This is a genomic window from Serratia sp. H1w, from assembly GCF_000633355.1.
In the GTDB taxonomy this organism is placed as follows: domain Bacteria; phylum Pseudomonadota; class Gammaproteobacteria; order Enterobacterales; family Enterobacteriaceae; genus Chania.
The window spans coordinates 49,510-71,879 of the sequence record NZ_AYMQ01000038.1 but is presented as its reverse complement, the minus strand read 5'-3'; the positions used below and the strand labels follow the sequence as shown (position 1 = coordinate 71,879).

At 52.3% G+C, this 22,370-nt stretch carries 23 protein-coding genes and 1 pseudogene; 9 read left to right on the top strand and 15 right to left on the bottom strand.

Features of this window, described 5'->3' with window-relative positions:
* Nucleotides 1-162: 162 nt before the first annotated feature.
* The 10 genes and pseudogenes from U869_RS0106985 to U869_RS0106945 all read right to left on the bottom strand — a co-directional run bounded on the left by U869_RS0106985 (nucleotide 163) and on the right by U869_RS0106945 (nucleotide 9,460).
* Nucleotides 163-1,314 carry a fimbrial protein gene (locus tag U869_RS0106985; protein ID WP_025120761.1) on the bottom strand — a complete coding sequence of 384 codons (1,152 nt, stop codon included), beginning with the start codon at nucleotides 1,312-1,314 and terminating at the stop codon, nucleotides 163-165.
* A 2-nt stretch (nucleotides 1,315-1,316) separates the two neighbouring features.
* Nucleotides 1,317-1,580, bottom strand: coding sequence for a FimD/PapC C-terminal domain-containing protein (locus U869_RS32505; RefSeq protein WP_232785335.1), 264 nt, complete (start codon nucleotides 1,578-1,580; stop codon nucleotides 1,317-1,319).
* A 90-nt stretch (nucleotides 1,581-1,670) separates the two neighbouring features.
* A pseudogene (locus tag U869_RS29255) lies at nucleotides 1,671-3,215 on the bottom strand (fimbria/pilus outer membrane usher protein); the annotation flags it as partial.
* Nucleotides 3,122-3,829, bottom strand: coding sequence for a FimD/PapC N-terminal domain-containing protein (locus tag U869_RS31825; RefSeq protein WP_232785334.1), 708 nt, complete (start codon nucleotides 3,827-3,829; stop codon nucleotides 3,122-3,124). The pseudogene U869_RS29255 and the gene U869_RS31825, both read right to left, overlap by 94 nt.
* A gap of 101 nt (nucleotides 3,830-3,930) precedes the next feature.
* Nucleotides 3,931-4,659, bottom strand: a complete 729-nt coding sequence (locus U869_RS0106975) for a molecular chaperone (protein ID WP_025120762.1) — start codon at nucleotides 4,657-4,659, stop codon at nucleotides 3,931-3,933.
* 58 nt (nucleotides 4,660-4,717) lie between these two features.
* The gene (locus U869_RS0106970) at nucleotides 4,718-5,278 is read right to left on the bottom strand and encodes a fimbrial protein (protein WP_025120763.1); all 561 of its coding nucleotides are present in this window, start codon (nucleotides 5,276-5,278) and stop codon (nucleotides 4,718-4,720) included.
* Between the two features lie 199 nt (nucleotides 5,279-5,477).
* A complete protein-coding gene (locus U869_RS0106965; protein WP_081795898.1) occupies nucleotides 5,478-6,044 on the bottom strand; it encodes a LuxR C-terminal-related transcriptional regulator in 567 nt (188 codons plus the stop codon).
* Between the two features lie 133 nt (nucleotides 6,045-6,177).
* Nucleotides 6,178-6,558: a winged helix-turn-helix domain-containing protein gene (locus U869_RS0106960; protein ID WP_025120765.1), complete on the bottom strand. Its 381-nt coding sequence runs from the start codon at nucleotides 6,556-6,558 to the stop codon at nucleotides 6,178-6,180.
* Between the two features lie 768 nt (nucleotides 6,559-7,326).
* The gene (locus U869_RS0106950) at nucleotides 7,327-7,815 is read right to left on the bottom strand and encodes an E3 ubiquitin--protein ligase (RefSeq protein WP_025120766.1); all 489 of its coding nucleotides are present in this window, start codon (nucleotides 7,813-7,815) and stop codon (nucleotides 7,327-7,329) included.
* Between the two features lie 136 nt (nucleotides 7,816-7,951).
* The gene (locus tag U869_RS0106945; RefSeq protein WP_198530679.1) at nucleotides 7,952-9,460 is read right to left on the bottom strand and encodes a haloacid dehalogenase-like hydrolase; all 1,509 of its coding nucleotides are present in this window, start codon (nucleotides 9,458-9,460) and stop codon (nucleotides 7,952-7,954) included.
* On the opposite strand from U869_RS0106945, the gene hda reads away from it, so the two are divergent.
* Nucleotides 9,376-10,077, top strand: a complete 702-nt coding sequence (gene hda, locus U869_RS0106940) for a DnaA inactivator Hda (protein WP_025120768.1) — start codon at nucleotides 9,376-9,378, stop codon at nucleotides 10,075-10,077. The two genes, U869_RS0106945 and hda, sit on opposite strands and share 85 nt — an antisense overlap.
* Before the next feature lie 36 nt (nucleotides 10,078-10,113).
* Here hda and U869_RS0106935 read toward each other — a convergent pair whose 3' ends face one another.
* Nucleotides 10,114-10,827 (bottom strand): GntR family transcriptional regulator, encoded by a 714-nt coding sequence (locus U869_RS0106935; RefSeq protein WP_115650708.1) that lies wholly within the window; start codon nucleotides 10,825-10,827, stop codon nucleotides 10,114-10,116.
* Nucleotides 10,828-10,919: 92 nt separating this feature from the next.
* Between U869_RS0106935 and U869_RS0106930 the strand changes: the two genes are divergently transcribed.
* Genes U869_RS0106930 through U869_RS0106915 form a run of 4 tightly spaced genes read left to right on the top strand, consistent with a single transcriptional unit; the run spans nucleotide 10,920 to nucleotide 15,012 of the window.
* Nucleotides 10,920-11,636, top strand: a complete 717-nt coding sequence (locus tag U869_RS0106930) for a DUF2848 domain-containing protein (protein ID WP_025120770.1) — start codon at nucleotides 10,920-10,922, stop codon at nucleotides 11,634-11,636.
* Entirely contained in the window at nucleotides 11,636-12,985 is a 1,350-nt protein-coding gene (locus U869_RS0106925) for an amidase (protein WP_025120771.1), read from the top strand. The genes U869_RS0106930 and U869_RS0106925 overlap by 1 nt, the downstream gene beginning before the upstream one ends.
* Nucleotides 12,986-13,036: 51 nt before the next feature.
* Nucleotides 13,037-13,690 carry a DUF4286 family protein gene (locus tag U869_RS0106920; protein WP_025120772.1) on the top strand — a complete coding sequence of 218 codons (654 nt, stop codon included), beginning with the start codon at nucleotides 13,037-13,039 and terminating at the stop codon, nucleotides 13,688-13,690.
* Nucleotides 13,687-15,012, top strand: a complete 1,326-nt coding sequence (locus U869_RS0106915; protein ID WP_025120773.1) for an MFS transporter — start codon at nucleotides 13,687-13,689, stop codon at nucleotides 15,010-15,012. Before U869_RS0106920 ends, U869_RS0106915 begins: the two co-directional genes overlap by 4 nt.
* A gap of 44 nt (nucleotides 15,013-15,056) precedes the next feature.
* On the opposite strand, the gene arsC is transcribed toward U869_RS0106915, so the two are convergent.
* Together arsC and U869_RS0106905 are read right to left on the bottom strand one after the other, a co-directional pair.
* On the bottom strand, nucleotides 15,057-15,410 hold the full coding sequence (gene arsC / locus U869_RS0106910) for an arsenate reductase (glutaredoxin) (protein ID WP_025120774.1): 354 nt from the start codon (nucleotides 15,408-15,410) through the stop codon (nucleotides 15,057-15,059).
* Between the two features lie 21 nt (nucleotides 15,411-15,431).
* Entirely contained in the window at nucleotides 15,432-16,901 is a 1,470-nt protein-coding gene (locus U869_RS0106905; protein ID WP_025120775.1) for a M48 family metallopeptidase, read from the bottom strand.
* 302 nt (nucleotides 16,902-17,203) lie between these two features.
* On the opposite strand from U869_RS0106905, the gene U869_RS0106900 reads away from it, so the two are divergent.
* Nucleotides 17,204-18,280: an AI-2E family transporter gene (locus tag U869_RS0106900; RefSeq protein ID WP_025120776.1), complete on the top strand. Its 1,077-nt coding sequence runs from the start codon at nucleotides 17,204-17,206 to the stop codon at nucleotides 18,278-18,280.
* A 44-nt stretch (nucleotides 18,281-18,324) separates the two neighbouring features.
* Here the strand turns inward: U869_RS0106900 and bcp are convergent, their stop codons facing one another.
* Complete coding sequence (bcp, locus tag U869_RS0106895) at nucleotides 18,325-18,789, bottom strand: thioredoxin-dependent thiol peroxidase (RefSeq protein ID WP_021178751.1); 465 nt, start codon at nucleotides 18,787-18,789, stop codon at nucleotides 18,325-18,327.
* Between the two features lie 2 nt (nucleotides 18,790-18,791).
* Nucleotides 18,792-19,397, bottom strand: a complete 606-nt coding sequence (locus U869_RS0106890; RefSeq protein WP_071998208.1) for a glycine cleavage system transcriptional repressor — start codon at nucleotides 19,395-19,397, stop codon at nucleotides 18,792-18,794.
* A 109-nt stretch (nucleotides 19,398-19,506) separates the two neighbouring features.
* Here U869_RS0106890 and dapA point away from each other — a divergent pair, with 109 nt between their 5' ends.
* From dapA to purC, 3 genes are all read left to right on the top strand, one after another.
* Nucleotides 19,507-20,388 carry a 4-hydroxy-tetrahydrodipicolinate synthase gene (gene dapA, locus U869_RS0106885; protein WP_025120778.1) on the top strand — a complete coding sequence of 294 codons (882 nt, stop codon included), beginning with the start codon at nucleotides 19,507-19,509 and terminating at the stop codon, nucleotides 20,386-20,388.
* A 16-nt stretch (nucleotides 20,389-20,404) separates the two neighbouring features.
* On the top strand, nucleotides 20,405-21,457 hold the full coding sequence (gene bamC / locus U869_RS0106880) for an outer membrane protein assembly factor BamC (protein WP_025120779.1): 1,053 nt from the start codon (nucleotides 20,405-20,407) through the stop codon (nucleotides 21,455-21,457).
* 166 nt (nucleotides 21,458-21,623) lie between these two features.
* Nucleotides 21,624-22,337: a phosphoribosylaminoimidazolesuccinocarboxamide synthase gene (purC, locus tag U869_RS0106875; protein WP_025120780.1), complete on the top strand. Its 714-nt coding sequence runs from the start codon at nucleotides 21,624-21,626 to the stop codon at nucleotides 22,335-22,337.
* The last annotated feature ends 33 nt before the right edge of the window (nucleotides 22,338-22,370 follow it).

Below are 22,370 nucleotides of genomic sequence, written 5' to 3'. Positions count from 1 at the left end.
ACACATTGAATACATGACCGATTAATCCTAATGAATGCTATTATTTTTAATTTATCGATGGATTGATTGATGTCAATTTTCCAACGAAAAATGCCGTCTTAATAGGCGGCATTAAATAGGAGAGTGTCAGTCTTACTTATCAAGATGATTTTTAGTGGTTTGCTAATAATAATTTATGGTGAATACAACCTTGCTGTCTGCTTTACCTGGAGTCACTTTGTTCTCTGTTTTTATATATCTGGCTACCAAAGGAATGGTTAGGTTGGTGCTGGTACTATTGCTAACGGCGATCCGCTGCTCATTGCCGAGATTGAACAGGGTATTGCTAGCCTTATTACCCGAAGCAAGTTGGATGCCTACCCCGTTGGCCGTATTATTTGATGGCTCTAATTTGACGATGCCATTGGCAGCGTTGATGTTACCATATAATGCCGACAGCTTTAGCCCAATGGCATTACCGGTGTATTTTAGCCCGGAAATCGCACCGGTTAAGTGCACCGTATTAAAGGCATTGTCGATATAACCGTAGAATCTTGGGCAATTGGTCATCTTGATTGAGGCATCACGCCATTCGCTTGAGCCTTTTGCCATCATGTCAAAGATATCCCATGAACCCAGATCGACAGTATAATCCGGTACGCTACAGGTTTGAGATATAACCCTTAAGCTGCCGCTAAAATTCACGGTGTAAGGCCTCCATGAAAAGAGTACGCTGCTGCCGTTGGCAACGGTGTAATCGTTACGGATGGTTGCGGTGGGTAAGGAGCTGCCATTCAACGTACCCGGGGTAATATTACCGGTTTTTATCAGTAGCATCGTGATGGTGGTCCAAACCTGTATATCACCAATGCTGGCTCGAGTTTCACTATACCATTGGAAGGCGGTGGCATTAAGGCCCGTGTTGCCTCTGGCGATCACCACGCCAACGCCAGGGATATTGGTATTATAAATTTTCCCGGAATAAGTCCCGCCTTGCCAACTGGAAAGTGACTGTGGCATTTTGGTGAGATAAATATATTGCCTGTCCGTATGCGGGCCGGTGCCATCACAAAGACCATGGGGGGCTTTGGCATAATCCTTGGTTGAAGTAATATTTTGTCGATAAATTATGGTGCCGAGTGGGAGTTCGTTACCCACAGTGATATTCCCACCTTGCAATGGGAATGCATCGGTTCTGACTGGCACATTTATCTTACAGGTCAGCGCTAAACCTGCCGAGCTGTAGGCAACTAGTACGACAAATAATACGTGTAAGCTTCGCTTAATCAAGGTGGTCCGAATGCTTTCAAGCCACCCGATGGTAAATCCGTTCATTATTACTCCTCCCGGCAGATTGAATCAAAGCGGATAATGTTTTTAATGGTCGAGCCTTTTGGTTTCGGCGGTAAAATATAATTCAGTCGGCAGTATTGGTCCTGTTGGTTGCCCCATTTGATCGTAAGCTGGTCTCGCTCACGTTCGACGCGAGCATAGATTTGCCCCATTTGCCCCATTTGCCCCACGCTACCGATATTGTTTTTCAAGCTATCGAACACTTCAGCTCCGAACGGCACTGCCTCGCCATTAGCGCGTTGAGCCATGATCAACAACGGTGTTCCTTGTTGGGTTTTAAACGTCACTTTGCTTACTGCACCAGCATGTGGGGCAACTTTGTCACTGGTGTTTTCCAGCTCGACCTCATATGGCATGCCTTTCGGATCGATGGTGATTTCATTCATCTCGTACGGGTTCAGATAAGGTACGGCAGCGTGTCCCCATGGATCGATACGCACCCCGGAATAGCCACCCACTTTGGCACCGGTCGCCCCTTTGGCTTCAACCACGGCGAAGGTATCGCCGGTATAAGGGGTCATGACGACACCTTGCGGCCAGGCGATCATCGTGCCACTCAGCCCAGCAGACGCATTCTGGTAATTTTTACCCGCACCGTAAGTGGCTGTCATATGGGTATAAGCCGAGCGGTAGCCGCCGTTGAGTGCCATGCTGCTCCCACCGCCCTGGTTATAGTGCATCGCGCTGGCACCATAGTTGTATTGGTAGTCTTCTCCTGCGCTACCAGAAATGCCAACCTGCTGGCCGCTTTGCCCCGTGGTGCTGTGATTCAGGCTAGCTGTCAGCGACGGCAGATTGGCATTTTCTTTACGCCCTAATGGCATGCTGAGGTTCAGCAGCCAGTTGGTTTCCATCTCGCCACGCATACCGCGTACGCGCCCGGCACTCAGGCTATAACTGATATCACGATACTCGTTGCTGTAACCCAATTGGTATTGCAGATCGGTATTGCCCTGATTCCAGTAATCCTGGGTATAGCCGGTGACATACATTTGCCCCCAACCTGCGGGTAACCCCTGATTCATGGTGATATTAAAACGGTTACGAGGCCGCCAGATATTGTCGGCCGACTGGCCGTGCTGCTCGGCATCGATCGCCCGCATGGCAGTCATATAGTCGTAATAGCCGGAGGTTGAATAGCGATAGGCCGCGATGGTCAGGTTGCTGTTGGTTGCTGGCAAGAACTTGCTGTAGCTCAACTGGAAGCTCTGTCCACTGTTCATCCGCTCTTTGGTGCTTTCCAGGTGTACTCGAGCCTGGCTAACGTCGGCGGAGAAGGCACCGATGGTGGTGCTCAATGCTGCCCCTAATTGCAACGCATAATAATCATTACTTGCCTGCAGGCCGCCATAACCGGTCAAGGTATTAGTCAGCCCGCGCTGGTAAGTGGCCTGCACCAGCGTAGGGTTCGAAGACAGCGAGATATCATTGAGTTTACCCGCCACCACGTTATAGTGGTGAGTACCAGGGCGCAGCAACTGGGCGACCGAGGCATAAGGAACCTGGAAGTTCTGCACGCTGCCGTCTGCTTCTTTCACCGTAACGTCCAGATTGCCGCCTAAGCCGGTCGGATACAGGTCGTCGATCACGAAGGCACCTGGTGATACCGTGGTTTCATAAATCACCAGGCTGTTCTGCCGCACGGTGACCCGAGCATTGGTTCGCGCAATCCCACGGATATTGGGAGCATATCCACGCAGGGAAGGGGCTAGCATGCGGTCATCGTTGACCAGTTCGATCCCACGGAATGGCAAGGTATCAAACACCTGCCCTTTAGTACTGGTTTCCCCTAGGCGCACACGGCCCAGGATGGCCGGGATATCCCGTTCGACATAGTTGTTGATCGACTGATATTGCCCGCCGATTTTCTCCTGCCAGTTGTAGTTACCGTCGTGGCGGAAGTACCAGGCACCGATGTTGATGCCAGCATTAATCCCGGCATAAACTGAATTGCTGTTTCCCCGCGTGAGTGCGTGGTATAGACGCTGGTGTTATATCCTAGCAACAATGCGGGGATGCCTTTATCCCACAGTTCCGGGCTGACGTAGCCGCGTGCACTGTTTTGCATCATCGCCTGAGGGATGCTGATATCCAGGCGTTGCAACCCGGAGTCGAACGCGACCTGCGCCTGTGGGATCAACTGTGTGAGCGGATAGCAACTTTGTTCGCTGCGAAGTGCTTCGGCAAAAGGGGCTGGTAATTGGCCGTAGTTAAAATTGATTTTTTTCAGGATGGCCGGAGACAGGCAAGGCAAGACCTGTTTATCCGCCTGTTCGACAAACAATACCTTTTCGTGCGTCGCCAATTCGCCGTTAACAAAGATATCGGCCGGGTAGGTGCCCGGTGAAGCGGCCGCGCCGTGTTCAAAGCGGGATAAATCAACCGCGTCTGTCTCAGACGAACTTAGAAATATCGGGTCGAAACGCACGCCTGTTCCCGTAGGAGCATCATTGCGCAATATCGCTGGCGTATCTTCTGTGGCCTGGGCCGCAGGCATCACGGCCAACATTACCATGGTAGCCAACAGAGAGTAATGGAATGGATGACGCATAGTAAATAAACAACCCTGTTTATATTTATCCCAGAGAAAACGACGGATTAAAGAACAGTCTTCACTGTTTTAACCGCCCCCCAGTCGTTGACATATTCGTAAGAGATTGCGGTTCCCGCAGGTATAGCGCGTGTGTCTTTCAGCGTGAAATGCTGAACTCCGCCAGGAGGCACCATTTCACCCTCCGCAGAGAGCGTATTGCTTCCTTGATGCACCACCACCGAGACCAATGAAACGTAATAGGGTGAAGCATTGGCTGCCTGAAGTTTCCCGTTGCTAAATGACCAGACCAACTTATCAGCGGCTTCAGCCGCTTTGGTGTTGTCTGCAATAGCCGCTGGTCGGTAGAAGATCTTTATCCGGGTACGGAAGGCGACCTGTAGACGATTGGGTGAAATATTGTCTTTCACCGGCGGAATTTCTAATACGTTCAGCCAATACACGGATTCTTTGTTTTCGGGCAGTGCAGGGGATGCGGTATAACTCAGCCGCAGCGTTTGGCTTTTATTGGGATCGATGCGGTTAATGGGTGGCGTCAGAATAAAAGGCACGCGGATCTTCTCTGGCTTGGCATCGGAGTCGCCGGTATCAATCCAGCTTTGTACCAACATGGGCGCTTGACCGACATTAGATAATTTGACGGTCACTTCCTTGTCATTCCCTGGATAAACCACGCGGGTCCCGTTGACCACAATACTGGCTGAGCCAGGCAGCGGGGAAATCAATAAGAAGCACAAGGCGGCCCAGAGTGTTAACGGGAATGATTTGGTGAACATAAATGCGCTATCCTTGAACAATGAACAGGGAGGTTACCCTCCCTGATAAAGCAGTAAATTATTTGTATTGCAGGTTATAAACTACGCTGCTGGTAACGGTGCCCGGGGTGGTTTGACCATTGGCATAATATTGAACGGCATATGGCAATAACGCGGTACCATTAGCCTGATCGATATCGATATACGTCATATCGTTGACCTGGTTGGTGCTACCGATGTCGATGACTTTATAGTTGCCAGACACATCCAGTAATTGCAGATCAACCTGGGTGGCGCTACCACCGACGTTTTTCAGGCGTCCGGTGCTCAGATCTACCGTATTGCCCGGCTGGAAGAATGCAGAAACCTTGGAGTGACCACCCGCAGTGCCGATCACACATTTGGAGATGTTCATCTTGAAAGATGCACGGCCAGTGGTGTCACCTGCGCTGGTCAGTTCGGTTACGCTAACGGTAGGCAGAATGATGGTGGCATCGGCGCCTTGACCTTCGATGTCTACGTCACAGGTGCTGTCAGTCAGCAGGCCATTAAAAGTAATGGTGCCGGTTGAGGCCGCCTGTACGGAAGTAGCCAAACCCAGTGCAGCCAGCAGAGAAAGACTAACAATTGTTTTTTTCATCTTTAAAACGTCCTTTATAGATCGAGTATTGTTACCATCATGGTAATACTTGGTGTGTAAGTAGATTGCAGCGAAAGTCATCGGCTGATTTATTCGTTGCGTCTGCTTTTTTAAACGTAAAACTACGTTCAAATCTGCCGCTCGTTAATGCAGTGGCGTTAACAAGCGATAAATATTAAAAACGGTCGTCGCCCTATTTTCAGTGCAGCCCGAGGATTTTGACCTTCATCATCAACTCTTGATTGCTGGACACGCCTAGCCGTTTCATCGAATTACGCTTATGGGTGCTGACCGTTTTAACGCTTTTATGGGTTAACTGCGCAACACGGTGCGGGCTATAACCCATCGATAAATGCCGTACCGTCTCCATTTCCATGTTAGATAAATGAAGTTGCGGGTTTCTATTTATATCAAACCGGCCTGTCAACAATAGCATCGCCAATTTTTTAGGTAGCTCTTGTTTAAATCTGGCGATGGGTATGTCCAGGCCGAAAAGGCAAACGGTCCAGTCAATAGGCGTACCCTGCAATAAACGTTGACAGCGCTCTGAGCAAAAAACGATGCTAGGTATCCTGGGGGCTGGTCGGTTAACAAAAGGTAGCACATCGGTCAGGCATTTTTGGCTGATAATCCAGATGTCGAGCTGAGGTATTGCCTGTTGCTGTTCTACAGGCATGCTCAGCGGAATATCCACCAGAGCGCGTTCCACGCCAAGTTTAAAAAATGAATCAATCCCATAAATATTTATTGCTGGCTTATACATCATTTTTTCCAAAAAATACTGTGCTGGCAGCGTGCGCAATCGGGCCAGGATTAAAATCAATCTGGTTTAATGTCGATATTCACTGAATGAAAACAATCGATTGTCTAGCAGAAGCTATGAGTAATCAGGCCACTTGTTAGTAGTAAAGCGGTTTTATATCGGCCCTGGAGATACTGATGCCTTTGCTTCTGGAGGTAATGATGATGTCTTCAGGAATACCTAATAATGACAGTTTTAACTTGAGCTCTTTTAACTCTTGCCACAGAAATTGGTTAGAGGACGAATAGTTCATCTTGCCAATCACTTCAGTCAGCAATTCCTGGCGGCTGACAAATTTGTCGCCAGCATGCTTGAGTAAATAGGTGAGTATGGCCATCGTCACTTCTTTTAACGAGACGATTGCACAGGAGAAGTTGGCGCTAGGTTTGTCCGCACTAAGACGGATGATCCTATTATGCTTAACATCGATTTGCAGATCTGGCTCAACCCAGAAACCAAATAGTTTTTTCCTATCCATTTCCTAAAACTCCTGTTATTAGGCCTGGCACTCAATCCGTTAGTAAGACAATTCTAGGTTTATCCGTACATAAAACAATATGCTTGATACCCTGATCTAATGGTTCCTATATTTTTGTCATATAGCATTTTTAACTACGTATCATATTTTTATGGTGATAAATTTTATTTTTGTTCTGTGAGCTATATTTTGCACTGCGTTTCTTCATGGGTTTTTTATTAGCATAAAATTTTTTAAATTTACATTTCATGGTCTAATACTCCGTTTATTTTATTAATATCAATAAATTCATTTTGATAGCATACCAGCTTGGATTGAGTAAATTCCTACTCTGGGGTGACTGCTTTTGGCAAATAACGGGACGATTTCTCCTCAGTTGCATCGTAGAGCGTTGAGCTGTTTCATGTAGCGACGCCTCGTTTGCCGGACCCATATTACGAAAAATTCAGCGACATAAAAATCAAGGTTTATCATTTGATCTCAATGAGATAGCTTCGCGACTATTTAGATTTTTGATGTAACATGGTTGTATCCAAGATGTTGTCTTTATATGCAGTTTATTGTTTTTTATTGGGATACTTAGCGGTGGCAGAGGGAGTTTTATTAACAAGAAAAATCTTAATGAGGAGTTAATTTTCACATTTTAGTTCAGCGTGAAATCGACGTTGTGGGAAGAAAGCCAGACGGCATTCTTGATTGGGATTAGTAGAGGGAATAACCGTGCTGCAAGACGGGCGCCGCCTGCAGCGCCCTACAGAGAAAATCTAGTTATTGATTGGCGGGCTGGGTCGGCTTGCCGTCTGCCTGTTGCGTTTTATCGTCCATGCTGTTCTTGAGCTCTTCGGTCTTGGCCTTGGCCTGTTGCGCCAGATCGTTGGCACCGTTGATAGCATCGGCCTTGATGTTCTTCGCCTGATCGATCAGTTGCTGGCTTTGTTTATCCGCATCCTGTTTGATCGCTGCTGCCTTGGCTTTAGCCTCATCAGTGAGTGCATCCGCCTGTTTAGCGGCGTCATCCTTAATGGCAGAGGCCTGATCTTTGAGCTGATCCGTCTGAGCCGAGGCGGCCTGCTTGATTTGCTCCGCTTTGGCTTTGGCATCGTCAGTCAGCTGATCCGCTTTCTTTTCTGCCGCGTCTTTCATCTGTTCGGCACTGTCTTTAGCCTTATCCAGATGGGAATCGACCTTGGCATCATCGCAGCCCACCAGCAGTAAACCTACCATTGAGGCCAATAGCACTTTATTCCACGATTTCACGGTCTAGCTCCTTTCGGTTATCTTGAGATTGCGAGATCCATCTTAGAGCAACTTTGCCGGTTGAGACAAATCTCGCCACAAAATAGCCGCTTTTACCGATGCGAATGCCGAGTTATTCGCCATATCTATTCAATCGTTACTCAATATCTTGCTGATTAACGACGATCCAGTTTTTATTGGCAGTCGCTGGCTGACCCGCTTTTTTCTGTTGTTCGGCGGCATCCTGTTGCAGTTGTTGCAGCCGTTCCAAGGTTGCCGGGTTTCTACTGATCCATAGCCGTTGGCCGATGTGTGCATCGGTGCTGTTGAATAACATATAGGTGTCGGAGTACAGGGTATCACCGCCAACTAAAATCGGTTTTTTCCACTGGTCGATATAGCCTAGAATACTGCCCGCTTTGCCTTCAAACCAGGTCATTGGGTTGACAATATACGGGGTTATCGTCAGATCCAGGTTTTTCTCTGGCTGGTAGTTTCCTGCCTTTATTTGCTTGCGTGCCGTCGTCAATTCCCCGGTTTTGCGGTTGGCCAACAGGGTATTTACGCCAATGACGTTTTGCGGTTTGACGTTGTAGCCATATTTCGGGTTGCTGGCGACCATGCGTACCAACTCTTCGTGGGCGGCACTCATAATGTAGACCTCAATACCATTTTCTTGCAGCTTGGCAAACAGTTGCTGCATGCCGCGCAGTGGGCGGGGTGGCTCTACGTCTTTACGCTGGAGTTGATTACCCTGGATGAAGTTGGCCGGAATTTTCCCCTTCAGCGCCATCAGGCCATCAATGTGTTGATTTAGCTCCCGTAAGGTGAACCCGGAAAATACCTGCGCTGCCCAAGGGTAGCAGATCAAATCGTCCATTTCGCACAGGCGATGATAGTAGCTGTATAGGCTTTCGGGTTCGCCAAGGCTATCATTAAAGGGGATAAGAATTAATGAGGGATCGATTTTTTCTCGCTTAAGCAGACCCTTATTTTCCAGGTAAGGGAGCAACGACTCTTCTAAATCATTTTTATAGGTGGTGTTATCCATATCAAAGACGGCAAAATCACCTTTATTGGCACGTTCAGCAATCAGTTTATTTAATACCTTGGCCTGCTCGGTTGGCCAGGCGGATAATTCTGTGGCACCAGTGGAAAAGGCGAAGGTTGTACCTATAATAGCTATTAATAAACCAATTGCTTTGTTAAATGCGAACATCAAGTTATCCTCGGTTTTTATATAATTGGTTGCGATTATAAAGGGTGGTTTATATAAAAATAGGGAGTGGATCGCATTTTTGGTAATAATGAAAATAGAGAAGATTGTGCTAGGATTAATGTTAAATTCAAGGTGTGAATACTTTTGTGTTAATTTATTACCCAAGTTGCGAGAGATAGTTAAACGACGGCGGAGATCGGGTTGGGTATATTTTGAACATGCAGCGGTGTAAAACAGTCGTGTGCTTAAAAAAAGTACAGGCCCTGGCTCTGATCTGGTTGTGCTCAATGCAGGTTCAACAGCAGCCATTTTCTGTGTTAGACTGGTCGCGTTTTCCTGCCAGTTTTGGTTGAGGTGCTTTTCTGAATACGCCGGCACAGCTTTCACTGCCACTTTATCTACCCGATGATGAAACTTTTGCCAGTTTTTATCCGGGTGAGAACCCATCCTTATTAGCCGCGATCCAATCCGCAGTCCGTCAGGAGCATGGTAGCTACATCTATTTCTGGTCACGCGAAGGCGGGGGACGCAGCCATTTGCTGCATGCGGCCTGTGCCGAACTCTCACAGCGTGGCGAAGCGGTGGGCTATGTCCCTCTGGATAAACGCGCCTATTTTGTGCCTGAAGTGCTGGATGGTATGGAACAGTTGGCGCTGGTCTGCATCGATAACATCGAGTGCATTGCCGGTGATGAAGAGTGGGAGATGGCGATTTTCAATCTCTATAACCGCATTCTGGAAACTGGCCGCACCCGCCTGTTTATCACTGGTGACCGTCCGCCGCGCCAGTTAAATTTGCACCTGCCGGATCTGGCCTCGCGCCTGGATTGGGGGCAGATTTACAAACTACAGCCGTTGTCGGATGAAGAGAAGCTACAGGCATTGCAGCTGCGCGGCAAACTGCGTGGTTTTGAACTGCCGGAAGACGTGGGCCGTTTCCTGCTCAAACGTCTGGATCGTGAAATGCGCACGCTGTTTATGACGTTGGATCAGCTCGATCGCGCGTCTATCACCGCACAACGCAAACTGACCATTCCGTTTGTGAAGGAAATTCTGGGGCTGTAGCTAGCCACTATTCCCCATTTCCCACCTGTAGATTTTTCAGCCTTCGTGCAACAGCGCACTGCGAAATGACAGGATATGCGCTTGTGCTGCACTTGCTGCGGCGTCGCTGTCCTGTGCGGCCAACGCGTTGATAATCGCCCGGTGCTCGTCGATAACTTCCTGCATATGCCCTTCCCGCGACAGCGTGCTAGCCCAGAAGCGCTGAGCTCTGGCGTGCAGTACGCTCAGAATATCCGTCAGCATGTTATTGCCGGCGATCTGCGCCAGCTCCTGATGGAACTGATGATCCAGCGTCATCATCCGCACCCGGTCACGATCCTGGCTGGCGGCTTCGATCTGCTGGTTGAGCGCGTTCAGCGCAGCAACCTGTGGCTGGGAGATCTTGGCACTGGCCAGCCGCATACACAGCATTTCATTGGCTAAGCGGACATCAATCAGCTCTAGTGCGTCGTCTATCGACAGCGGCGAGACCATCACCCCTTTGCGCGGGATCACCTGTAGCAAGCCCTCATTCGCCAAACGGTGGATCGCCTGATTGATCGGCGTTCTGCCCATATCCAGCTCACTCATTACCTGCGCGGTATTGAGGTACTCACCCGGTTTGTAACTTAGCGTCACCAAGGCCTGCTTGAAGCGGCGATAGGCCACTTCATTGAGCGACAAACCGGCTTCCTCTGCTACCGGGAACCCCCGATCCTCTGCGTCAACGGTCTTCACATTCTGCTCCTGCAAGAAGAAATTTTTAGACATGGTACACAAAAACATCACATGGCAGTCGCTTAGTGGGTAACTAAAGATATAGTGAAATTTCACACTATTTTAACCAAAGGGACACAATTGCCATGAGGCTGACCTTTACTTTACCAGAAACCTGCAGTGCCAAGATGTTGGATGCCGAAATCGATCATCTGGTCATCGCTGGCTGGACTGGCCGTGATTATAAGGCAATTCAACATCATATCCAGGAGCTGGCCGAGCTGGGTGTCCCCCAGCCCAGCAGCGTCCCGCTGTTTTACCGTGTGGCGGTTAACCAACTCAGCCAAAGCGATTGCATCGAAGTGATCGGCGAGGCGACCTCCGGCGAAGTGGAACCGCTGATCTTCAGCCATGGCGGCGAGCTGTATGTATCGCTGGCGTCAGACCATACCGATCGGCAGTTGGAAGTACACAGCGTAGCACTGTCCAAGCAGATCTGCGTTAAACCGGTAGCACGCGCCGCGTGGCCGTTACGCGAAGTGAGCGATCACTGGGACAGCTTGGTCCTGCGTTCATGGATCAAGGAAAACGGCGAGTTTCATCTTTATCAGCAGGGGACGCTTGCCAGTCTGCGCACCCCTGGTGATTTACTCGAACGTTATTTGGCTGGCCAGCAGTTGCCTGAAAGCGGCATGGCGCTCCCTCTGTTGCCGAGTGACGGTTTGGCAATGACCTGTGGCACGGTGGCGGCAATTGGCGGCATCCGGCCTGCAGCCGAATTCCGTATGGAGCTGGTGGATGAAGTGTTGGGCCGCACCATCGCCCATAGTTATCGCAGCATCGAGCTGCCGGTGGTGGCGTGATGGCAAAGTTAACGCTTGTGCAGGCCGCAGCCGGGTTGGCCAGTGGGGAATTGACATCCAGGCAGTTGATCGCCGCTGCCTTGGCGCAGATTGCCGATCCGCAAGGCGAAGGAAAGTGGACCTTTACCCAGGTTTATGCCGATTGGGCACAACAGCAGGCGCAGGAGGCAGACCAACGTCGTGCGGCAGGTAAGCCGTTGTCTGCTTTGGATGGCGTGCCGGTATCGATCAAAGACCTGTTTGACGTCAGTGGGCAGGTGACTACAGCCGGTTCGCGGGTGCTGGCCGGTGCTGCGGTAGCCAAAAAGCACGCTGCGATTGTGGAGCGCCTGTTGCAGGCTGGAGCCGTAGTGATCGGCAAAACCAACATGACCGAGTTTGCCTATTCCGGGCTGGGCATCAATCCGCACTTTGGCACTCCGGCGAACCCCTGGGATCGCGCCGCTCGGCGTATACCGGGTGGTTCATCTTCCGGTGCCGCGGTCGCGGTAGCCGATGGTATGTGCTGTGGTGCAGTTGGCAGTGACACCGGTGGTTCGGTGCGTATCCCGGCGGCCTTCTGTGGTTTGACAGGTTTTAAACCCACTGCCCGCCGGATTGCCAGCGCTGGACTGTTGCCGCTGTCGCCTTCGCTGGACTCTATCGGGGTGATTGCTCACGACGTTGTCAGCTGTGCTGCTCTGGATGCGGTCATTGCCGAACAAGCCCTGCGGCCAGAGGCACAATCCCTGAAGCAAGCACGCTTTGCCGTACCGCAAACGCTGGTGTTGGATGGGTTGGACGAAGAGGTTACCACGGCATTCCAACACAGCTTGCAGCGTTTGGTTGATGCAGGTGCGCAGGTTGAATCTATCCCTTGTAGCGAATTCGCTGAATTGGCGGAAATCAACGCTAGCGGTGGGTTTACCGCCCTTGAGTCCTGGCATTGGCACCAGTCGTTGATTGCCGAATATGCTGATGATTATGACCCGCGAGTGTTGTCACGTATTCGTCGTGGTCAGCCGCTGGGGGAGAGCGATCTGCAGCAACTACGGCAGTTACGTGCCAGTTGGCAGCAGCGGGTGACGGCCAGGGTACAAGGCTTTGACGCATTGTTGATGCCAACCGCGCCGCAGCTTGCACCCACCATTGCCGAACTGGCTGAGGACGATGAAGCCTACTTCCGCGCCAATGGTGCAGCACTACGTAATCCTGCCGTGATCAACTTTCTTGATGGCTGCGCGTTATCACTACCCTGCCAACGGCCAGGGGAAGCCCCCGTCGGCCTGATGGTGGCCGGGTTACCTATGCATGACCAGGCGCTGCTGGGCTGGGCGTTGGCGATCGAACGCTGCCTTGCCGGCGCGTGATTTTTTGGCAGGGTGCGGCCTTGCCTTACTGATATTACCAGGAGATTACCCATGACCAGTTCCCCGAACGGAATGCTGTTTGTCGCAACGGATGTCGCCGCGCAGGATGAGGCGGATTTCAATCAGTGGTATGACCGTGAACATGTCGAAGAGCGGGTGCGTGTCCCCGGTTTTCTCTCGGGCACGCGTTATCAGGCTTTGCAGGGCGGGCGTAAATACCTTGGGCTGTATAAAACCGCTTCACTGGCCAGTTTTACCTCGCAGGCTTATCGCCACGCTTTTAACCAACAGACGCCGTGGTCGGTTGCCAGCCTGGACAAGATGCGCGATCCCATGCGCCGGGTCTGTACGGTGGAAGCGGTCACCGGGCAGGGTAGCGGCAGCCATCTAAGCATTATCACGCTGGAACCCGCTGATCTGAGCATTCTGAAAGAGGCTATTACTCGCCTGGGAGCACAGCTTGCCGAACTGCCCGGTTTCGTCCGTAGCAGCCTGTTGGTGCCGGATGCCGAACTCAGTTCGCCGTTACCGAAAGAGTCGCGGGAAAATCGCCAGCTGTTGCCGATGCTATTGATTGAAAGCAGCAGCGCAGAGGCAGGGCAGCAATTGAGTGGAGTGGCTTGCCACACGTTGAAAATCCCTGTTGGCGAGGTGGTGCATTACGCACTTGGCTGGCAATTGACCTCACAGGAGCTGGCATCATGAATACTTCCACCACTGAAACGCCGGTTGCAGACTTATCGGTGCAGGAACACGCCGCCGATCCGCCTAAAACCGGTCGGCTGGCGGCAGCCAGTTCGATAGGCACCGCGTTGGAATGGTATGACTTCACCGTTTACAACATCATGGCGGCGCTGATTTTCAACCATGTGTTCTTCCCGTCATTCGATCCGCTGGTCGGCACCATTCTGGCGTTTTCCACTTACGCGGTCGGCTATGTTTCGCGGCCTATCGGCGGTATCGTCTTCGGGCATCTTGGTGACGTGTTGGGAAGGCGGTTTGTCCTGGTCGCTACGCTGGTGATCATGGGGGTGACGACCACGTTGATGGGGTTATTGCCCGGCTATGCGAGCTGGGGAATTTGGAGCCCGCTGCTGTTGGTGGCACTACGCTTTATTCAGGGCATTGCATTGGGTGGTGAGTGGGCCGGAGCCGTGCTGTTGTCGATGGAGCATGGAAAACCGCATCAGCGCGGACGTAACGCCTCGTTTGCCCAGGTCGGCCCCTCTTGTGGTTCGCTGATTGGTACCGGGTTGATCACGCTGGTGACCATGGCTATGTCGGCAGACGATTTCCAACAATGGGGATGGCGTATTCCGTTCCTGTTGAGCCTGGTGTTGGTGATCTTTGGCCTGTGGCTACGTCGTGGTGTGGGGGAAACACCGGCGTTTCTGAAGCTGGAAGCGTCGAAGGATGTTACTCAATCCCCGATCCGTGAGGTTTTCACCCAACACCCGCGCTCGTTATTGATCGCCGGTGGTTCGCGCATTGGTTCCGATGTGTTGTATGCCCTGGTGGTAGTGTTTACTCTGACCTACGTAACTACGGTGCTTAACCTGCCACGGCCATTGGCGCTGACGGCTACCATGCTGGGGGCGATCGGTAATGCGATTACCGTGCCGATGTTTGGTGCCTTATCCGATCGCTTTGGCCGCAGACCAGTGTATATCGGCGGGGCGTTGGCAGGGATCGTCTGGGCATTTGCCTTCTTCATGTTGCTTGATAGCAGCCAGCCGATGTTGATTTGTACCGCCGTGGTGGTTGGCCTGCTGATCCATGCGGCGATGTTCGGCCCGCAGGCGGCTTTTATCACCGAACAGTTCCCGACCAGGGTGCGCTATGCCGGTTCTTCGCTGGCTTATACTTTGGCAGGGATCGTGGGGGGAGGTTTTGCGCCGCTGATCATTGCTTCGCTGTTTACTTCTTTTGACAGTACGCTGGCGATTTCGGCCTACGTCGCACTGGCTCTGTTGATTACCTTGTGGGCGTTGATCGCCGCGCGGGAAACGGCGCATACACCGTTGTAAATTCAGCCGCCGGGCGGATCAACGCCCGGCTTGCTGTCACGGGATCACAAGACTTCCAACACCTGCTCGGGTGGTCTGCCAATGCGGGCTTTGCCGCCTTTGACCACGATTGGGCGTTCGATCAGTTTCGGATTGGCCACCATCGCTTGCAGCAGTTGCTCTTCGCTCAGGGTCTCATCCGCCAGTTTCAGCTCCTTGTAGAGATCTTCTTTCTTACGCATCAATTCGCGGGCCGAAGTGAAACCGAGCTGTTGCAGCATTTTTTTCAGCTCAGCGACGGAAGGCGGCGTATCCAGATACAACACCACCTGCGGCTCGACGCCATGCTGTTCCAGCAGCGCCAGCGTCTCACGGCTCTTCGAGCAGCGTGGGTTGTGATAAATAGTGACGGTTTTCATGTTTCTGTTTCCTTGTTCAAATCAGCTGCGTTGGAACTTGCTGAAGCTTCGCTGCAATTGGCGTAATTGATCGATACGTGCGTCGTAGCGAGCCTGTTTCAGGCTTCCCAGCTTTTGCAATGAGCTGGCGTTGCTGAGCAAGCCGATGGCCTGATCCAGGCGGCCTGCCAGCGCCATGCTTTCAGCCCGGGCAGAGAGTTCTTCATCGCGTAACCCTTGGGCGGCACTGGCCTGGGCCAACAGATCCCAGCCGTTCGGATCGTCCGGGTGAGCAAAGGTGTAGCGATTGAGGATTTTTGACGCTTTGGCCGATTGGCCGCCTTCAACATAGGCATTCGCCAGGTTGAGTAGCAGCACCGTGTTATTACTTTGCGCCGCATTGGCCGCCTCTAGGCGGGCAATGGCCTGGGCCGCTTTATTTTGCCCCAGGTCAATGTCGGTCATCAGATCCAGCATCCAGACGTTTTTCGGCTCCTGCGCCAATATTGGCTGGATGATATTGCGGGCCTGATCGTACTTTTTAGCTTCGTAGAACAGGATCGCCCGGCCATATTTGGCCGCCATCTGTTCGCGTATGTTGCCTTTGCTGTAGGTATCCAGCACGTCTTCGGTCAGGCCGTAGCCTTCCGAGCTGTACATGCCTAGCGCACGTACTCTGGCCAGCAGATAGTCCTGGCTGGACTGCACCAGATGGCGTGGCATTTGGTTGGCACGGTTACGGGCGTCCGAGAGGCGGCTATCCGGCAAGGGGTGCGTCAGCAGCATTTCCGGTGGTTTGGAGGCGTAGCGGGATTGATCGGCCAGCTTTTGCAGGAAGTCTGGCATGGCTTCCGGATCGAACCCGGCGCGCTGTAAAACCTGAATGCCAATGCGATCGGCTTCTTGTTCGTTCGCCTGGGTGAAGCTGATCATGCCCTGCTGCGTGCCTGCCAGCGTACCGCTCAGTGCAGCCATACCCATGGTTGGGTTAGCCATCGCCAGTAGTATCGAGCCCAATGCGCCCACCCAGGTCAGCGGTGCATTGCGTTGCTGGTCTTCCATGGCGCGGGCCAGGTGGCGCTGGGTGACGTGCGAGATTTCGTGCGCCAGGACCGAGGCCAGCTGGCTTTCGTTGTCGGTCTCACGGAACAGGGCCGAATGCAGCACCACGTTGCCACCGAAGAAGGCAAAGGCGTTGATCTCGTCGTTACGCACTAAAAAGAAGTGAAACGGGGTACGCACCGAATAGGCGCTGGCCACCAGCCGGTTACCCAACTGATTGATATACTGGGTTAATAGCGGGTCATTGATCAATGGGGCGCTGGCGCGTAGTTGCCGCACGTAAAAATCGCCCATGGTCAGTTCCTGGCCTATGCTCAACGTTCCCCCTGCGGAGGTGCCCATATCCGGCAGTTGGTCTTGCGTTTGGGCGTTTACCGGCGCCAACGCAGAGGTGCAAAGCGAGCCGAGCAACAGGACTGTTAGCGCTGTTTTGGTCAACCGGATGGTCATAGTCTGGCAATCCCTCAATAAAGTCATCAACTAAGACGTCAGCATCAGATAAGAGTTCTTCTTCCGTGCCAGACTCTCCAGTACAATCAGCGAGAAAGTGCGTTGGCTCACAAAAATGCATTTTCAGGGGATCGTGCGCCTGAGCGGCATAACGCTATCACATCATAGCCAGCCACAGCCCACATTGAAACATTTGCACGGTGATAACCGGGCTAAAAATATTTAAAAATCATGTCATACCTGCTCGGCCGCACAGGGATTGGCGAGCCTCACCCCATTGATGGAATAAGGAGCAATCTCTGATGTTGGAGATGTTATTACAGTGGTATCGACGTCGTTTCACCGATCCGCAGGCTATCGCGCTGTTGGTGATCCTGGTGGCCGGGTTCTGCATCCTCTATTTTTTTCACGGTATCTTGACCCCCTTGCTGGTGGCGCTGGTGCTTGCCTACCTATTGGAGTGGCCTACCGCACGTCTTCAGCGCCTGGGATGCTCACGCACCTGGGCGGCGAGCCTTATGCTGATCGTATTTGGCGGTATTGCCATGCTGTTGGTGTTCGTGGTCGCGCCAACCGCCTGGCAGCAGGGCATTAACCTGATGACCGATTTACCGGGCATGCTCAATCAGTTCTACAAGTATGCGGCGACCTTGCCGACACGCTATCCGGCACTGGTGGATGCGGGCATCATCGATATGATGGCGCAGAACCTGCGTGAGCGCCTGTCGGGGATGGGCGAATCGGTAGTGAAGTTCTCGCTGGCCTCACTGGTTGGGCTGCTGACGCTAGCCATCTACCTGATCCTGGTACCGCTGATGGCGTTTTTCCTGCTGAAGGATAAAGAGCAGATGATCAACGCGGTCCGCCGCGTGCTGCCGCGTAACCGTGGGCTGGCAGGACAGGTGTGGATCGAAATGAACCAGCAGATCACCAACTATATTCGCGGCAAGGTGCTGGAGATGGTGATCGTTGGGGTCGCGACCTATCTGGTGTTCTTCATCCTGGATATGCGCTATTCCCTGCTGTTGGCGGTGCTGGTCGGCCTTTCGGTGCTGATCCCCTACATCGGCGCGGTGCTGGTGACGATCCCTGTGGTGGTAGTGGCGATGTTCCAGTGGGGCGTTGGTGCCGACTTCTGGACGCTGATTATCGCTTATCTGGTGGTGCAAGGCCTGGATGGAAACCTGCTGGTGCCGATCCTGTTCTCCGAGGCGGTCAATCTGCATCCACTGGTGATTATTCTTTCGGTGATTATCTTTGGCGGCCTGTGGGGCTTCTGGGGCGTATTCTTTGCCATCCCGTTGGCGACGCTGGTGAAAGCCGTGATCCATGCCTGGCCGGATGACATGCTGGTTGATGTGGGCGACGAGGTGAAATAAGGCGGGAAAATAAAGCGCAGCATCAGTTGCTGCGCTTTACTCATTTACTGCTGTAGGTAGTTCAGAACGATTTCGTGGTGATTGGTGGTCTTGAAATCATCAAACACTTTCTCAACCTTGCCGTCGGTGCCGATCAGGAAGCTGATACGGTGAATACCGTCATAGGTTTTGCCCATGAAGGTTTTCTCGCCCCAAACGCCAAACTGCTGAGCTACCTGATGATCTTCGTCGGATAGCAGCGTGAAATTGAGCAGTTCTTTCTCAACAAAACGCGAGAGCTTTTCGGGTTTATCGGTGCTGATACCCAGCACTTCGACGCCCGCTTTTTTCAATTCGTCCATGTTGTCCCGCAACCCGCAGGCTTGTACGGTACAACCTGGCGTCATGGCTTTGGGATAAAAGTAAACCAGTACTCGTTGTCCCTGGAAGTCGGCCAAATTAATTTCCTCGCCATCCTGGTCGAGTAAACTAAATTTCGGCGCTGTATCACCGGCTTTCAATGGGCTCATCACTACTCTCCATCTTTCTCATCATGCTGTGGATAGTTCACCACGCTAATACTGCCTTGCGCATTCAATTCTGTACATAGGCGATAAAAGGCTTGTTCGATATTTGTCGCATCCTGGCCGCCGGAACTGTGAGCAGTGATCTGGATATAGAGCTGCGAAGGCCGCTCGCCCTGCGCGGGTTGAGTCCGCGATACCAGTTCGGCAATGTTCATCTGGCTCGAATCAAACAGGCCGGTAAACCGCTCGATGATGTGCGGGGAGTCTTTTACCTCAACCTGTACCCACACTGTAGCTGGCATTGGCGGTCTTTCTTGCGAGTTTGTGCGTTTCATCACGATCAGCAGATCCAACTCGGCGCCTTTTTGCGGCAAGGTGGATTCGATCAGGGTTATCGCGTTCCAGCTACCTGAAAGCAGCATGATGAAGGTGAACTCTTCACCCAGCATGGCCAGACGGCTATCTTCGATATTGCACCCGCAGCTACTGACGTGGCGGGTGATGGCGTTGACGATACCGGGGCGATCGGCGCCCAGTGCGGTGATCACCAGATAGTGTTCATCAGGCTTAGGCAAAATGCAGCTTCCTGTCGTACTGAATGGGGTTACCATGGTAAACACAAAAAAAACCGCCTGCCAAGCGCTTACGACACGTTGTTTGCTTGCTTTTGGATAGGTGACAAAAGTACCATGAGTGACTTGTTTGCGAAGGGGACGGCCAATGTTTACGGGAAGTATTGTTGCACTGGTTACGCCGATGGACACCAAAGGTGCTGTCGATCGTGCGAGCCTAAAAAAACTGATTGATTATCATGTAGCCAGTGGGACCGCGGCGATCGTTTCCGTAGGGACTACCGGTGAGTCCGCCACGCTGGCCCATGACGAACATGTGGACGTGGTATTGCAGACGCTGGAACTGGCCGCAGGCCGTATTCCGGTCATCGCTGGCACGGGTGCCAACGCCACCAGTGAAGCTATCTCGCTGACCCAGCGTTTCGGCAATACCGGTGTCGTGGGCTGCCTGTCGGTTACGCCTTACTACAACAGGCCGACCCAGGAAGGTCTGTATCAGCATTTCAAAGCCATTGCCGAGAGCACCGATCTGCCGCAGATCCTCTATAACGTGCCTTCGCGCACCGGTTGTGACATGCTGCCGCCAACGATCGCTCGTTTGGCCAAAATTAAGAATATTGTTGCCGTTAAAGAGGCAACAGGGAACTTAAGTCGTGTTAGTCAGATCCAAGTGCTGGTTGATGATGAAGACTTCATTTTGCTGAGCGGCGACGACGCCAGCGGTCTGGACTTCATGCAACTGGGTGGCAAAGGGGTGATTTCCGTGACGGCTAACGTGGCAGCCCGTGAAATGGCTGAACTTTGCCGTCTGGCGGCGCAAGGCAACTTTGCCGAAGGCCGCCGTTTGAATCAGCGCTTGATGCCTTTGCATCAGGATTTGTTCGTAGAAGCAAACCCAATCCCGGTGAAATGGGCCTGTAAGGCATTGGGATTGATGGCAACCGATACGATGCGTCTGCCTATGACGCCGTTGACCGACGCTGCCCGTCCTGTCGTGGAGCGTGCGTTGAAAAGCGCCGGTTTGCTGTAACTTTTAGGGAAATTTGATGGCTTATTCATTGCAAAAGTCGACGCTAGCAACGGTCGTGGGATTAGCGCTGGTGATGACGCTGGCGGCTTGTTCTACCGATCAGCGCTACAAACGCCAGGTCAGTGGCGATGAGGCCTATCTTGACGCCGCACCGCTCAAACCGATGAGCGCGCCGTCCGGCCTGATCCTGCCGGTACAATCCGGTAATTATGAAGTTCCGGCAAGTGCGCAAAAAGGCGCGGTTGGCAAGCAACTGGATATTCGCCCACCGGCACAGCCACTGGCTCTGTTGAGTGGTTCCCGTGCTCAATACGCGGGTGACAGTGGTACGTTGCTGCTGGAAAGCAGCCCGCAGAACCAAAACCTGTGGTCACGCGTAGCCAGCCTGTTGCAGACGAAAAACATTCCGATCGCCTCACGTACGGATGCCAGCCAAACGCTGACCACCGACTGGGTGAAGTGGAATCGTCTGGATGAAGACAACCAGTACGAAGGCCGTTACCAGATCACGGTACAGCAGCAAGGCTACCAGCAGGCGCTGGTGGTGAAAACCCTCGAACTGCGCCAGCAAGTGCAAACCGACAAGGTTACCGACCCTTCTCAAGTTCAACGCTATAACACGATGATGATGAACACCATTGTTGAAGGCCTGGACAAGCAGGACAACCTGTCGAGCAGCCAGTCCGCCAACCGTATTGGCGTGTTGGACGTGCAGAGCGGTGCGGATGACTCCGGCTTGCCGACGCTGATCGTGCGTGCTCCGTACACGGTTGTGTGGGATCGCTTACCACCGGTACTGGAGAAACTGGGGATGAAAGTGGGTGACCGCAGCCGTCCGCAGGGTACCGTCGCCGTCACCTATAAATCCCTGAGCAGCAGCGATTGGGATGCCTTGGGTGCTAAAAATCCTGAACTGAAAGAGGGTGATTACAAGCTGCAGGTCGGTGATTTGAATAACCGTACCAGTTTGCAATTTATCGATTCCAAAGGTAAACCGTTGACCCAGTCGCAGAACGATGCGCTAGTCGGGGTGCTCCAGACGGCTTTCAGTAAAACCAGCGTTAAATAATTACATCTAGGGGCTACGGCCCCTTTTTGTTTTGCTGATACGGTATCGTTTGCGTCGCAGATTTGGCACAATAGTTATCAGCAAACCAAAGAACTTATCAGGTCAATTTTGTGCCCGGTAGGCTGCCTGGCAGCCGGAAGGTACCACCTCATTGGAGTAAGTTAAGATGCAAAAGCTAGCTGAACTGTATCGCGGCAAGGCAAAAACCGTCTACACCACCGAAAACCCGGATCTGCTGGTGCTGGAATTCCGTAACGATACGTCAGCACTGGATGGTCAGCGCATTGAGCAGTTCGATCGTAAAGGGATGGTGAACAACAAGTTCAACCATTTCATTATGAGCAAGCTGGAGGAGGCGGGTATCCCAACGCAGATGGAACGCCTGCTGTCAGATAACGAAGTGCTGGTGAAAAAGCTGGAGATGGTACCGGTTGAGTGTGTGATCCGTAACCGCGCCGCAGGTTCATTGGTCAAACGCCTGGGCATTGAAGAAGGCCTGCCGCTGAATCCTCCGCTGTTTGATCTGTTCCTGAAGAACGATGCCATGCATGACCCAATGGTGAACGAATCCTATTGCGAAACCTTCGGCTGGGTGAGCAAAGAACATTTGGCGCGGATGCGTGAGCTGAGCTACATGGCGAATGACGTGTTGAGCAAACTGTTTGACGATGCAGATCTGATCCTGGTCGACTTCAAGCTGGAGTTTGGATTGTTCAACGGCGAAGTGGTGCTGGGTGATGAGTTCTCACCGGATGGTAGCCGCCTGTGGGATAAAGATACCCTGGCCAAGATGGACAAGGACCGCTTCCGTCAGAGCCTGGGTGGTCTGATTGAAGCCTACGAGGAAGTCGCTCGCCGTATCGGTGTGAAGCTGGACTAATCGTTATCAATATTGCGCCCCTCTGCTCATAGA

Coding starts and splice junctions, on each gene's coding strand:
- U869_RS0106985 (WP_025120761.1), bottom strand. CDS start 1,314: ATGAACGGATTTACCATCGGGTGGCTTGAAAGCATTCGGACCACCTTG.
- U869_RS32505 (WP_232785335.1), bottom strand. CDS start 1,580: ATGGCTCAACGCGCTAATGGCGAGGCAGTGCCGTTCGGAGCTGAAGTG.
- U869_RS31825 (WP_232785334.1), bottom strand. CDS start 3,829: ATGCCTGCGGCCCAGGCCACAGAAGATACGCCAGCGATATTGCGCAAT.
- U869_RS0106975 (WP_025120762.1), bottom strand. CDS start 4,659: ATGTTCACCAAATCATTCCCGTTAACACTCTGGGCCGCCTTGTGCTTC.
- U869_RS0106970 (WP_025120763.1), bottom strand. CDS start 5,278: ATGAAAAAAACAATTGTTAGTCTTTCTCTGCTGGCTGCACTGGGTTTG.
- U869_RS0106965 (WP_081795898.1), bottom strand. CDS start 6,044: ATGATGTATAAGCCAGCAATAAATATTTATGGGATTGATTCATTTTTT.
- U869_RS0106960 (WP_025120765.1), bottom strand. CDS start 6,558: ATGGATAGGAAAAAACTATTTGGTTTCTGGGTTGAGCCAGATCTGCAA.
- U869_RS0106945 (WP_198530679.1), bottom strand. CDS start 9,460: ATGGGTTCTCACCCGGATAAAAACTGGCAAAAGTTTCATCATCGGGTA.
- U869_RS0106935 (WP_115650708.1), bottom strand. CDS start 10,827: ATGTCTAAAAATTTCTTCTTGCAGGAGCAGAATGTGAAGACCGTTGAC.
- U869_RS0106930 (WP_025120770.1), top strand. CDS start 10,920: ATGAGGCTGACCTTTACTTTACCAGAAACCTGCAGTGCCAAGATGTTG.
- U869_RS0106925 (WP_025120771.1), top strand. CDS start 11,636: ATGGCAAAGTTAACGCTTGTGCAGGCCGCAGCCGGGTTGGCCAGTGGG.
- U869_RS0106920 (WP_025120772.1), top strand. CDS start 13,037: ATGACCAGTTCCCCGAACGGAATGCTGTTTGTCGCAACGGATGTCGCC.
- U869_RS0106915 (WP_025120773.1), top strand. CDS start 13,687: ATGAATACTTCCACCACTGAAACGCCGGTTGCAGACTTATCGGTGCAG.
- arsC (WP_025120774.1), bottom strand. CDS start 15,410: ATGAAAACCGTCACTATTTATCACAACCCACGCTGCTCGAAGAGCCGT.
- U869_RS0106905 (WP_025120775.1), bottom strand. CDS start 16,901: ATGACCATCCGGTTGACCAAAACAGCGCTAACAGTCCTGTTGCTCGGC.
- U869_RS0106900 (WP_025120776.1), top strand. CDS start 17,204: ATGTTGGAGATGTTATTACAGTGGTATCGACGTCGTTTCACCGATCCG.
- bcp (WP_021178751.1), bottom strand. CDS start 18,789: ATGAGCCCATTGAAAGCCGGTGATACAGCGCCGAAATTTAGTTTACTC.
- U869_RS0106890 (WP_071998208.1), bottom strand. CDS start 19,397: ATGGTAACCCCATTCAGTACGACAGGAAGCTGCATTTTGCCTAAGCCT.
- dapA (WP_025120778.1), top strand. CDS start 19,507: ATGTTTACGGGAAGTATTGTTGCACTGGTTACGCCGATGGACACCAAA.
- bamC (WP_025120779.1), top strand. CDS start 20,405: ATGGCTTATTCATTGCAAAAGTCGACGCTAGCAACGGTCGTGGGATTA.
- purC (WP_025120780.1), top strand. CDS start 21,624: ATGCAAAAGCTAGCTGAACTGTATCGCGGCAAGGCAAAAACCGTCTAC.